Genomic DNA, 12,496 nt, shown 5'->3' on the forward strand with positions numbered 1-12,496 from the left:
CCAGTGAATAAAGCGCAGCTTAGATGGCGTAGACGTTACCCGCTGAAGGGCCTTTCTGGCCATCTTCAATGGTGAATTCGACTTTCTGGCCTTCGTTCAGGGTCTTAAAACCGCCGCTCTGGATAGCAGAAAAATGTACAAACACATCTTTGCTACCGTTGTCCGGGGTGATGAAACCAAAGCCTTTCGACTCATTAAACCATTTTACTAAACCAGTCATTTTATTAAACATTGATAATACCTCAACATATCTGAGCCTTACGGCGAAAAAGGTTTCGCACAGAATCTAATTAATAACGATAAGGAGACTCAAAAGGAAGAATTATCAACGGATAACACTTGAGATGAGGACTGCTTTACTAAACCGCTTTATTATGTCTGTGTACTTAACCGACCAATCATTAGTCACATACTTCACCGCGGATAGCAAGACTTATTTCAATTGATATTGCCGGGACGGAGAGTAATACGGAAAGAGGGGGGAGTGATTCGCCAGCGCCTTGTTGATGGTTTAATGATAATAAAATCCATTATTTCATTGGGTTAGCCAAGGTTTTGGCTATGGTGACGTGGATAAATCTGGAGGGATGTTCTTTTATTTTTCCGAACAGGCTCACGCGGCGGTGAAGCTATATCATGAGTCGCAGCGCAATAAATTTAAGGCCATTTCTCATTATTTTATCCCCAGCGGGGCATCTGGACGGCTAAAATTTCATTTGCTTATTAATGGTATTTATGCATTAATGAAATTATTAATCCGAAAAAACGCATGAGCTTAAAAATTTTACCGGCCCGTTCTCATTACCAGGCGCTATCGCTGATACCCCCTTTCTTTTGAGTCCATACGTTTAATCCGACACGTTTTCTGTCAATTACCTGATGTGCAACTGGAGTCAGTATGTCCTCAAGAATTAAAGGTCTGGTCAAGTGGTATAATGAGTCGAAAGGATTTGGTTTCATTTCACCTCTCGATGGCAGTAAAGATATCTCGGTCCATTGCTCGGCGCTTCGTGGTGATAATTTTAATACCCTGTTTGAAGGCCAGAAAGTTGAATATGCCATACTCCATAGAGATGACAAGAGCCCTGCTGCCACCCATGTCACCCTGTGCGATAAATAACGATTTATAGCGTTACGGCCGCGATAGCGAAAGCCGTGCTGGCGATATCGCGACGGCCTGTCCTGGATTATTCCTCCCTTATTCCATGCCCTGTCCCTGAGCACAACGATCGTCGCGTCGCGTACGGTTTTTCTTAACCGGCGATGCGGCAGAAATGCGTTCAACGGATTCTGGAAGCGAGTACAATTCACCTGTTTTTAGTCAGTATTTAAATCCGATGACAGGGGATGGTGATGGTCAGGCGCTTTGTGGTGTGTTTCTTCATGCTGTGCGCATGCTCAGCCTATGCCGCTAACGGCGGTAATGGCGGCGACGGTGGGAATGGGAATAACTCGGATGGGGGCAATGGCTCTGATGGCTGCGCGACCGCTTCTGGGCGCGATGGTTGCCCCGGCGGAACGCAGCCTGACTCGTCCGGAAAATTTTATCTTCCGGGCACAAAAGAGCCGTGCAATCCGGGCAGGCAGGATGCCATGAAAAGCGCGGGCCATTAGCCTTAACAGCCGCTGTTTAGCGGCTGACGACAAGACCGCCGAACGAGTGAGGCAAGCGAGTCTAAAGCGCGGCGACATCCTTTCCCTTAACGCAGCGTAAAACTCGTCTTGTCGTTCCAGCTGCGCTCGTACCAACCTCGTGCTATTTAATATGGCGCGGGGTGTTTTCCCCTTTCCGACGTTGTTTAATGCACCGCGTAATCATGACGAAAAAGACGGGGACAAAGAAGATAGCCAGCACCGTTGCGCTTATCATACCCCCGAAGACGCCCGTTCCCAGGGCATGCTGGGTCGTGTCGCTCGCCCCGCTGGCCAGCATCAGCGGTACGACGCCTAATGTAAATGCCAGCGAGGTCATGAGTATTGGGCGTAAGCGCTGCGTTGAGGCGAGTAATGTTGCATCCACCACGTTCATTCCCTGGCTCATCAGTTGTCTGGCAAATTCCACAATCAGAATCGCATTTTTAGCGGAAAGGCCAATCAGGGTTATCAGGCCCACTTTAAAAAAGGCATCGTTGGTCATATTCGCCACCGTCACGGCCACAACCGCGCCGAGCAGGCCGAGAGGAACCACAAGCATTACCGCGAAGGGAATCGACCAGCTTTCATAGAGTGCGGCCAGCACCATGAATACGACCAGCACCGAGAGTATTATCAGCCCCGGCAGCTGTGACGCGGACTGCTTTTCCTGTAACGAACTCCCCGCCCATTCTGCGGCGAAACCCGCCGGCAACTGGTCCGCCAGCTTCTCCATCGCCATTATTGCGCTACCCGTGGACTCGCCCGCGGCGGCGCTTCCGCTAATGCGGATGGCCGGATATCCCTGATAGCGATTGAGCTGCTGCGGGGCAACGTTCCAGGAGAGCGTCACAAACGCCGCCAAAGGAAGCATCCGCCCCGAGCGGTTCTTCACCGACAGCGTCAATAACTGCTCCGGTTGCATACGGTAGGGCGCATCCGCCTGAACGATCACCTGTTGAACCCGGCCATTATTGGTATAGTCATTGACGTAAATGGAGCCCGTTGCGACGGAAATCGTTTGGTTAATCTCATCAAACGATACGCCCATCGCTTCCGCTTTTTCCCTGTCGACGTTAAGCATCAGGCTACTCCCTTCAGGGAGCCCATCGATATAGACATCGTTCAACAGGTGACTCTGGTTCGCACGCTTTACCAGCTCATCCGCTGCCTTTTTCAGGGCCGGATAGCCCTTGCCGCCACGGTCCTGCAAATACCAGGTAAACCCGGATGAGGTCCCCATGTCGGAGATAGCCGGAGGGAGCAGGCTCATCGTTACGGCATCGGGAACGCTTTCCATACTGCTTTGAATATACTCTGCTTCTCCCTGGGCGGTCGCGCCCTCGCGATTTTTCCAGTCCTTCAACGTGGTGAAAGCCATGGCCGAGTTCTGCCCTGAGCCTGAAAACCCAAATCCCAGGATCATGATGTTGCTTTCAACGGCCTGCCGCGCGGCAATTTCATCTTCAAATCGTTGTACCACCTTAAGCGTACGCTGCATCGTGGCGTCGGAAGGGAGCTGGATTGACGACATAAAGTAACCCTGGTCTTCATCCGGTAAAAATGACGAAGGTAATGAGGATAGACCGGCATACAGCGCGAGACAGAGCGCGGTATACAGCAACATCATGCGTCCGGTCCGTTTCAGAACAAACCCGAGCCCGGAGGCGTAAAATGAGGCGAGGCGGTGAAAACGGGCGTTAAACCATGCGGAAAACCTGCCGCCTATACTCCGGTCAGGCTGATGCGGCCGAAGTAACGTAGCGCAAAGGGCGGGGGTGAGCGTCAGCGCCAGGAATGCCGATAATAAAATGGACACCGCCATAGAAATGCAGAATTGCCGGTAAATAATCCCTACCGACCCGCCGGCAAACCCCATAGGAATAAATACCGCGGTCAGCACCAGCGTAATACCCATAATGGCCGGAGTGATTTCACTCATCGCCTCCCGCGTAGCCTGCTTCGGGGAGAGCCCCTTTTCTTCCATGAGGCGCTCAACGTTCTCCACAACAACAATAGCGTCATCAACAATGATGCCGATTGCCAGCACCATGCCGAACATGGTCAGGATATTGATGGAATAGCCGCTAATCAGCATCACCGTTAAGGTGCCCAGCAGCGCCACCGGGGCTACGATAGCGGGGATAAACGTGCAGCGGATTTTGTGCAGAAACAGCAGCATAACGAGAAACACCAGCACCATTGCTTCGGCAAAGGTTTCCACCACCTTCAAAATAGAAAGCTTCACAAAAGGGGCGGTATCAAACGGAACCGTGAACGCCATTGCTTCAGGAAGCACGCCTGAAAGCTCCGCGAGCCGCGCGCGGACCCCCGATGCCGTGCCGATCGCATTTGCGCCGGGAGAGAGCTGAATAGCGGCAGCCGTGGCGGGAACGCCGTTTTCTCGTATGCCAAACGCATAGCTTTGTAACCCGGACTCCACGCGCGCAATATCAACTAACTTTAGCCGCGCGCCAGTCACCTCCGATTTTAAGGTGATGTTGCGAAACGCCTCAACGGATGAGAGCTGACCTTTAACGGTTATTGGATAAGTGACGGCCTGCTGCTGCGTCGTTGGTTCATCTCCCGTTCTGCCGGGAGAAACAATCACGTTTTGTTGGCCGACAGCGGTCACGACGTCCGTGACGGAAAGCCCATAACCGTGGAGCTTTATAGGATCCAGCCAGATACGCAGCGCTTTTTCCCCGCCGAAGAGCTGGACTTTGCCAACGCCAGGGACGCGGCGCAGCTCATCGATCACGTTGCGGGCAAAATAGTCGCTTAAATCAGCCTCCTGATACTCTCCCGTCGGGGATTTTAACCCCACCATCATTAGAAAGCCGGAATTTGCCGCCTCAACCGTTATGCCATTTTGTCTTACCGCCTGCGGTAAACGCGGCTCGACGATTTTAATCTGGTTTTGCAGATCCATCTGCGCGAGCTTAACGTCCGTTCCCGGCCTGAAGGTTACCGTAATGGAAGCCATTCCGGTGGTATCGCTGGTGGATTCAAAATAAAGCAAATTATCCACGCCAGAAATCTCGCGCTCGATAAGTGAAACAACAGACGTATTCATCACATCCGGGCTGGCCCCCGGATAGCTGAGCGAAATAATAATGCCCGGCGGTGCGACGGCAGGATATTGCGCAACCGGCAGGCGCGGAATGGACAATATTCCCGTCAGCACGATAAACAGCGCGACCACCCAGGCGAAAATAGGACGTTCAATAAAAAAGTGCGGCATCAGATAGACATCCAGTCAACAAACAAAAAGGTCAGTAAATTCAGAATGACCGCTCGGTTTCCCGGGGCCTATCCTTCGGCAAACACGCGCGATAGCGTCATCCGGGTGGCAACGTTCGAGCGATTGTCTCCTGCGCGAATGGCATCTATCGCGATCCGGCCAGAACGAGGTCGAGGAGGAAAAGGCTAAGTCTAAATGCGCGATGTTGACCGCCAATGGCCGATTTATGGAGGGAGTGTGTATGCATACTCCCGGCTAATCTTATGAACGTGGCTGCCGCGCTCGGCTAAAGAAGGCTGTCTTTCTCATGGCGTAAAATCAAATCATCCGCATCAATAAATACACCGGAGAACCGCAGAAAACGATCAGCAAAAAGCATTCATAATAAAAAACAATATCATATATGCCGGGTACGATATTCAAAAGTATATTAAATACAACTATGCTATAGATAAATATTAACACCAGCCAGAAGACGATAATCGCTAACTCTCTTAACGCGCCCGGTTTCTTTTGGAATATAAACGCCAGGACTGCGGAGGTGATACTGGCATGGACCAATGGCGATGACAGCGTCGTGGACGCTACCTTTTCATCAATGGTATGCACCAGATATAACCATAAATAGAGTAACGCCCATGCTGTCAGGGAAAATATAAAGGCAGCGAGAACTTTTTCACGACGGATATTGCTTAAGCTTTCCATAATGTTTTCTCTGACAGGGGCCCGCATCAGTTGTCTGCGAGCTGAATTCTCTGGCGTGCGTGTCACACTCACGTTTTCACTTTTCTTCCTCGATTAAGGATTATCGCAGCAGTATGTTGATTGTTTATTTCGTGATTGTGTAGCCAGTATGGAGGCGCCTTTCGCGTTTTTTAAATCAGCAGGAAAAAAGTGCGGCGTGTGCAACTTTTTAACTCCGGGCTTGTCACATTGCTTTTAACAGGAAAAATATCCGCTCGCGGCAGGTGCCTGAGATTAGGTTGTATAACGTTTAAACAAGTACGGCATAAAACCTTTTTAAGATAAAATAAATTCTATTATCGGTAATGTGGAAACTAAAATGAACAAAAGCAATCTGATAATTATCGCCGAGGATGACGATGAAATTGCCGCTATTCTGACAGGTTATTTACATCGGGCAGGAATGAAAACCCGTCGGGCGGAGGACGGCGAGCAGGCGATAAATCTTACCCGTCTGTATAAACCGGACCTCGTGTTACTGGATATCCATCTACCCGTTTATGATGGCTGGAACGTGCTGACGACCTTACGCAAAGAGACTAACGTGCCGGTTATCATGGTGACCGCGCTTGACCAGGACGTTGATAAGCTGATGGGGCTGAGGCTCGGCGCAGATGACTACGTAATAAAACCGTTTAATCCCTCCGAGGTGATCGCCAGGGTGGAAGCGGTACTCCGCAGAACCCGGCCGAATGCCGAAGTCGCCAATTCAAGGCCATTAAGATTGCCGTTTCTGACAATTTATCCCGATGAATTTTATGTGGAAATTACCGTCGAGAATAAGATTGTCACCCCGGTGTTGACCACCACCGAGTTTAAGCTTTTGACCTACCTGGCGCGCAGTCCGCGAAAGGTGTGCTCACGCGAAGAGTTACTTGATGCCTGCCTGCCCGAGGGGGATTCACTCGATCGCACCGTTGATAGCCATATGAGTAAGCTGCGAAAAAAGCTTGAACACGCGGGGCTCAAAGGCATCCCTGAGAGCATCAGAGGAGTGGGCTATCGGTTAGGTGAGAAAAAATGAATAAAGAAACGATTCTGAGCCGTCAGATATTGACCTATATGCTGTCGTTAACCTTCATTATTATCGCTATCGCCGTGGTGGGCTCTTATCTATTTTATAGCTTCTTGATTGACTACCTGCCGGGAGGCGCCGTCTCCGGGAGCGAAGATGATATGACCTTGCTGGACTGGCTGTGGATCATGATAGCTTCAGTCACTAGTCTGGTGGTATCACTATTTTTTACCGTTAAACTCTCTGCCAGAATATTGACGCCGCTAAATGCCGTAGCCCAGAGTCTGAAACAAATTTCACAGGGTAATCTTAGTGCAAGAGCGTTCGGTACCAGCTCTCAGCTGGGCGAGATTAATAATCTAGTCAATGATTTCAATGAAATGGCGGAAAAGCTGCAGACCCTCGACGTTCAGCGAAATCTGTGGAACGCGGCTATCGCTCACGAACTCAGAACCCCCATCACTATTCTGCGCGGAAGGCTTCAGGGGTTGGTAGAAGGGGTATTTGAGCCAGAGCCCGCGCTATTCAGAAACCTCCTGAGACAAACGGAAGGCCTGACTAATTTAATTGAGGACCTGCGGGTTGTGAGTTCCTCCGGCGGCGCCGGCTATACGCTGACGCTCAGTGAGGTCGATCTCGACGCGACGATTACCAGCGCGCTTGACACTTTTTTACCGGAGTTTCGCAGCAAGCAGTTCACCCTTATCACTGAACTCAAGCAGCAGATGTGCGTCTGCGATCCTTTGCGGATGACGCAGTGCCTGACGGTGCTGTTCGATAATGCGTTAAAATATTCCACCTCCCGAACTTTGCTGGTAAAGAATGGAACCTCTGGCAAAGAGAATTATATTTTGGTTCAGGATCGCGGCCCCGGTATTCCTGAAGAACTCCAGCGGCTGTTATTTGAACCTTTTCAGCGCGGAGAATATGCCAGACAGATTAATCCTCAAGGCTGCGGATTGGGATTATCGGTCGTCAAAGCGATTATGCTCGCTCACGGCGGCAGCGTGAGCTATCGGTTGTCACGAGAAAATCACTCGATTTTTAAATTATCATGGCCCGTCAACCGGCCCTGAGAAAACAGGCTCAATTGAGCCTGTTTGCGAAGACATCAGTGCCACATCTCTCCGAGCTTAGCATCCCATATCGCCGGTGTGATATTAAGTTTACCTCGCTTCGGACTTAATGTTATCTCACTGAAATAGATTTCATTTTCTTTTAACATCAGGTCGACACGACAGTAGTCTATCTCTTTTGCCAATTCCTGCGCGGCAGTGACGGCGCGATGAAAGGATTCGGGTTCAGATACCGGTCCCGGCGTGTTTGGATATTCCATCTGAAAAGGCTGCAGCCGCCACGATCTGTCATAGACATTAATATAATCGCGACCCTGTTTATCGGTGAAATCAGCCTCCACAAAGCAGGCCACCCCATGAAAACAGTGTACTCTTAACATTTCAGGCGTAACGCTTTTATCACGGTCAGTAAATAAGTCGATAAACATCTCACAGAGAATAACCGGGGCAATATGCTTATATTGCCACTCCCGGGTTGTGTAATACATATTCTTTTTGAGCGCCAGCCTGAGTCGGTTTAAGGTATTGGCCGGATTAAAATTTTCTCTGTCGGTGCATATAACGGTGCTGCCGCAGTCATGATTGCACTTCAACACGAATTTTGCCGGGAGTCTGCTAAAATCAATATCTTCTGCACGGTGGTAAACGCCAATTAACGGTATCACCTGCACAAGCTGCGTTCGCGTGCGGACATATTCTCTGACCGCCAGTTTATCGGCCAGCAGAGTATAAAAGGCGTTATGATCGAAGACGAGGCGGTGGCATATCTTCTCACTCAGCGTGATCGGTTTTTTGAGATTGGCAAAGGTTTGCGACGTTTTGTTGAGTTCGGTGGTATGAAAATAGAGATCCGAAGTCATCATTCCCCGGCATTTTCTGAATAAGTATTCGACGTATTTAAGAGAGTAGTTCAGCTTGTTCATGGTTCCTCCTGAGCGTAATGAACATTCTGACGAAGGAGGATTGAGTGATATTGTTCATAATATGGAGTGAAGATGGAGCAGGCTGGCTGTGACGATCTCTGACGTGAAATCACAACGCGTCCGGGTCTGGCGCCAGTAAGAACGGCTTGTTAGCGAATCGGTAAAACTACCCTTGATACGGCAACGCCCGCCAGCCACAACAGCATGTCAGAAGGGTTGTCAGTTATTGACTTAAATAAGGATATCGGCATGAGTCAGATAGTACGAAAAAATTACCCTGAACTGGGCGAGGTCAAGGCGCCCTACGTTCATTCGGTTAAGCACGGAAACACGCTCTACATTTCAGGGTTCACCGCGTTCGGCACCAGAGCGCAGCACGACGGTATTGCCGCCCAGGCGGAGGAGATTTTTACCCAGATACGAACCGTTGCCCGCGCCGAAGGCATCGATTTTTCGTCTCTTATCAAAGTCACGATCTTTATCACTTCTTTTGATGAGATCGACGAGTTGCGCAAAGTGCTTTATCGGAACTACGGCGATCATCTACCCGCCAGCTCGCTCGTAGAAGTCAGCCGCCTGTTTTCAGCGGATCTCAAAATTGAAATTGAGGCAATATTCGGCCTGTGAGCCCGTGTTTATTGCCCGGGCCGTGCTCTGCGCCGCCGCGCAGACTCAATCAATTTATTTGAAGCATTCGGTTAAACAAACGATATTTATTCTCACCTGGTTATGCGTAGAGTAGAGGCATAACGCGGCAGACACGTTTCATTATGCGCCACCTGCCGACGACCTCCCCGCCAACCAGGATACCCACGTCATGAAAAAGATTGGCTTTTTGTCATTTGGTCACTGGACGCCGTCGCCGCAGTCCGGGACGCGCTCGGCCGCTGACGCGCTGCTGCAATCCATCGATCTGGCCGTTGCCGCCGAAGAGCTGGGCGCGGATGGCGCCTATTTCAGGGTGCACCATTTCGCCCGCCAGCTCAGTTCGCCGTTTCCCCTGCTGGCTGCGGTCGGGGCGAAAACCAAACGTATTGAAATCGGCACCGGCGTTATCGATATGCGCTACGAAAACCCGCTGTATATGGCCGAGGATGCGGGCGCGGCGGATTTAATTTCCGGCGGCCGTTTACAGCTGGGTATCAGCCGCGGCTCGCCGGAGCAGGTGATCGACGGCTGGCGCTATTTTGGCTATGTTCCCGGAGAAGGCGAAAACGAGTCCGACATGGCGCGCCGCCATACCGAAGTGTTGCTGGACGCGCTGCGCGGAGAGGGGTTTGCGAAACCTAACCCGCAGCCCATGTTCCCCAATCCGCCGGGCCTGCTGCGGCTTGAGCCTTATTCTGCAGGGCTGCGCGAGCGAATCTGGTGGGGCGCCGGTTCGAATGCGACGGCAAGGTGGGCGGCAAAGCTGGGGATGAATCTGCAAAGTTCGACGCTGAAAGACGATGAAACCGGCGAACCGTTCCATATTCAGCAGGCGAAACAGATCCGCGCCTACCGCGAGGCCTGGGCAGAAGCGGGCCATACGCGCACGCCGCGGGTTTCGGTCAGCCGCAGCATTTTCGCGCTGATGAACGATCGTGACCGGATGTATTTCGGTTCAGGCCGTGACGAGAGCGATTCGATAGGTTTCCTCGACGAGAAGACTCGCGCCATTTTTGGCCGCAGCTACGCCGCGGAGCCGGACAAGCTGGTCGAACAGCTGAAGCAGGACGAGGCGATTGCCGAAGCGGATACGCTGTTGCTGACGGTGCCGAACCAGCTGGGCGTGGAGTATAACGCCCACGTGATTGAGTCCATACTGAAGCACGTTGCGCCGGCAATGGGCTGGTGCGACGCTTAAACCCGCGCTGAGCGACGCCCCGCACGCGCGGGGCGAAAGGGTTTTACGCTGCGACCTTCGGCTGTAGCTGATAGATCCAGGCGGTCACGCGCTGACCGTCTTCGGTGGTAACGTCCACGGCAACGCGATCGTAGCCCTCTTCAAACGCATCCAGCATCGGCCAGTGGACGCTAAGATTCGCGGACAGGAACAGATAGCCGTCGACCCGAGGCCCGTTGTTGTCGAGCACGATCCCCGGAAAATCCGCCGCCGCTCCCCAGCCGCGTTCATAAAACAGCCCCTTCACATAGCCGGGCTGCCACTCACCGCCAATGTTGTCCATAATATGGGCATTCGAGTGGCCCGGACGCAGCGTGCCGTAGACAAATAAGCGTTCCATTATTCCTCATTCATTCAAGCGTTGAATGCCCGGACGGGCAGCGTAAGAGTAAAAATACGCAGTCAGTCCTGGGTTAGCAAGGCGCCCCGCGGGACGCCCGCTCTGCATCAGGGCTCAGGCCCGAACATCTCCACCAGCTGCTTCTTATCGGGCATGCCGATCACCTGCTGGAGCTCGTTCTGTTCATTCATGTAATAGATAGCCGGCGTCGCGCTGGCGCCCAAATCATCCATCAGCTTTTGGTTATGCTGAAGAAGATTAAAGGTTTCGCGCGGCGTCACGCCGTCAAAGCGCGGGAGTTTTTTGCCGCCGGAGAGTTCATACTCTTGCCAGGCGGCTACCGGATCTTTGGCATTCAGGATTGCCGTGGCGTATTGGCCGCTTTTTGGGTTGAGAAAGGCAACCAGCAGGGTATTCAGCTGGACCTTACCGGCTTTTACCCACGGCTGCGCCGCTGACCAGAACGACTTGCAGTAGGGGCAGAACGGATCGGCGAAGACAATCACTTTTCTGGCAGCGGAATCAGCGCCTTCCTTGAGCGGCCGGGCATCGTTCAGCTTCTTCCACATTTCGCGGCCTAACGGGGTATAGATCGCTTCTTTGAAGTACCCCTCGCTGAGGTTTTGCCCTTTATCATCGTAAAGATACCCGGAAATAACGTGCTTCCCGTCCGGCGTCAAAAACAGGGTAACGCCCATATCCTGATACTGACCGACCCAGCCTTTCACGCCGCCGGGGGAATCTATCTCCTTAATAATTTTGATCCCTTGCTGTTCACCAAAATTTTTAACTATCTGGGGGATAGCCCCCTCGGCAAGCGCCAGGCCCGGCATCATCCAGGCCGCCAGCAGTAAAAAGTATTTCATCATATCGCCTCGCAATGCAGGGGGAGCGCTCCCCCTGACGTGGGTTACTGTTTTTTCAGCGCGTCGCCGATTGTGGCATCAAATTGCTCCCAGGGGATCCAGCCTGAGAGCATCTCATCGCCGATAAGCGTGGCTGGCGTTCCCTGAATGCCAAGCTTTTCGGCGACAGCAAAGCTGCGCTTAATCGTCTCCAGGCTTTGCGCATCCGGCTGAGCCACAATGACCCCCGCCTTCTTTTTCGCCTGCTCAATGCTGGCACTGTCGTGATACCCCTTTTTCGCCATCAGGATATGGTTAAATTTAATAAACTGTTCAGGGTGCGTGCGCCACAGGGTGAGCGCATCCCTGGCCGCGGTCATTGAGCTCTCGGAGCGCCAGGGCAGAAACTTAAAGATCACCGCAACATCCGGGTATTTTTCCACAATTCTCTCCAGATAGGGGTCAAACTTTTTACAATACGGGCAGTTATGATCGGTAAAGACGACCAGCGTCAGCTTCGGATTTTGCGCGCCGATTCGCGGTGAGTTGGGGTCGTGAAAGATAAACTCGCCGTCCTGCGACAGTACCTGCTTTAGCGATTCCTGTCCGGCCTGGGCATTCTGCCGATCGAGTTTTTCGGCCGCGGCGATCAAAATTTCAGGATGGCCGATTAGCGTCTCCTGAACCAGTTCCTGCACGCGGGCCTCCTGCGCCGGCGTAAGCGGCGAAGACGCCGCAGCCGTCAAAGATGCCGGGAGGAGAGCGAGGGTGAGCAGCGTTTTTTTCATCGTT

12 protein-coding genes are annotated in these 12,496 nt (G+C 52.1%); 5 read left to right on the plus strand and 7 right to left on the minus strand.

The genetic code is table 11. The features are described 5' to 3' along the window. Nucleotides 1-19: 19 nt before the first annotated feature. Nucleotides 20-232, minus strand: coding sequence for an RNA chaperone/antiterminator CspA (gene cspA, locus CMQ96_RS10175; protein WP_098066746.1), 213 nt, complete (start codon nt 230-232; stop codon nt 20-22). Nucleotides 233-898: 666 nt separating this feature from the next. On the opposite strand from cspA, the gene CMQ96_RS10185 reads away from it, so the two are divergent. Continuing rightward, on the plus strand, nt 899-1,120 hold the full coding sequence (locus tag CMQ96_RS10185; protein ID WP_098066748.1) for a cold shock domain-containing protein: 222 nt from the start codon (nt 899-901) through the stop codon (nt 1,118-1,120). Nucleotides 1,121-1,756: 636 nt separating this feature from the next. Here the strand turns inward: CMQ96_RS10185 and CMQ96_RS10195 are convergent. Both CMQ96_RS10195 and CMQ96_RS10200 read right to left on the minus strand, forming a co-directional pair. Then, a complete protein-coding gene (locus tag CMQ96_RS10195) occupies nt 1,757-4,876 on the minus strand; it encodes a multidrug efflux RND transporter permease subunit (protein WP_098066752.1) in 3,120 nt (1,039 codons plus the stop codon). Between the two features lie 318 nt (nt 4,877-5,194). Further along, entirely contained in the window at nt 5,195-5,581 is a 387-nt protein-coding gene (locus tag CMQ96_RS10200) for a transporter (RefSeq protein WP_098066754.1), read from the minus strand. Between the two features lie 358 nt (nt 5,582-5,939). On the opposite strand from CMQ96_RS10200, the gene CMQ96_RS10205 reads away from it, so the two are divergent. Together CMQ96_RS10205 and CMQ96_RS10210 are read left to right on the plus strand one after the other, a co-directional pair. Then, the gene (locus tag CMQ96_RS10205; protein WP_098066756.1) at nt 5,940-6,644 is read left to right on the plus strand and encodes a response regulator; all 705 of its coding nucleotides are present in this window, start codon (nt 5,940-5,942) and stop codon (nt 6,642-6,644) included. After that, a complete protein-coding gene (locus CMQ96_RS10210) occupies nt 6,641-7,711 on the plus strand; it encodes an ATP-binding protein (protein WP_098066758.1) in 1,071 nt (356 codons plus the stop codon). Before CMQ96_RS10205 ends, CMQ96_RS10210 begins: the two co-directional genes overlap by 4 nt. Nucleotides 7,712-7,746: 35 nt before the next feature. Here the strand turns inward: CMQ96_RS10210 and CMQ96_RS10215 are convergent, their stop codons facing one another. After that, on the minus strand, nt 7,747-8,634 hold the full coding sequence (locus CMQ96_RS10215; RefSeq protein ID WP_098066760.1) for an ATP-grasp fold amidoligase family protein: 888 nt from the start codon (nt 8,632-8,634) through the stop codon (nt 7,747-7,749). Between the two features lie 249 nt (nt 8,635-8,883). Here CMQ96_RS10215 and CMQ96_RS10220 point away from each other — a divergent pair, with 249 nt between their 5' ends. Together CMQ96_RS10220 and CMQ96_RS10225 are read left to right on the plus strand one after the other, a co-directional pair. Further along, the gene (locus tag CMQ96_RS10220) at nt 8,884-9,261 is read left to right on the plus strand and encodes a RidA family protein (protein WP_098066762.1); all 378 of its coding nucleotides are present in this window, start codon (nt 8,884-8,886) and stop codon (nt 9,259-9,261) included. Between the two features lie 190 nt (nt 9,262-9,451). Beyond that, on the plus strand, nt 9,452-10,480 hold the full coding sequence (locus tag CMQ96_RS10225) for an LLM class flavin-dependent oxidoreductase (RefSeq protein WP_098066764.1): 1,029 nt from the start codon (nt 9,452-9,454) through the stop codon (nt 10,478-10,480). 43 nt (nt 10,481-10,523) lie between these two features. On the opposite strand, the gene CMQ96_RS10230 is transcribed toward CMQ96_RS10225, so the two are convergent. The 3 genes from CMQ96_RS10230 to CMQ96_RS10240 all read right to left on the minus strand — a co-directional run bounded on the left by CMQ96_RS10230 (nt 10,524) and on the right by CMQ96_RS10240 (nt 12,492). Then, on the minus strand, nt 10,524-10,859 hold the full coding sequence (locus CMQ96_RS10230; protein WP_004871461.1) for a gamma-glutamylcyclotransferase family protein: 336 nt from the start codon (nt 10,857-10,859) through the stop codon (nt 10,524-10,526). 107 nt (nt 10,860-10,966) lie between these two features. Continuing rightward, nucleotides 10,967-11,725 (minus strand): thiol:disulfide interchange protein DsbG, encoded by a 759-nt coding sequence (dsbG, locus tag CMQ96_RS10235; RefSeq protein ID WP_024359612.1) that lies wholly within the window; start codon nt 11,723-11,725, stop codon nt 10,967-10,969. Between the two features lie 44 nt (nt 11,726-11,769). Continuing rightward, a complete protein-coding gene (locus tag CMQ96_RS10240) occupies nt 11,770-12,492 on the minus strand; it encodes a DsbA family protein (protein WP_049130234.1) in 723 nt (240 codons plus the stop codon). Nucleotides 12,493-12,496 lie beyond the last annotated feature (4 nt).

Origin of the sequence: Klebsiella sp. MBT K-1, from assembly GCF_002556465.1 — a bacterium.
Taxonomy (GTDB): domain Bacteria; phylum Pseudomonadota; class Gammaproteobacteria; order Enterobacterales; family Enterobacteriaceae; genus Klebsiella; species Klebsiella grimontii.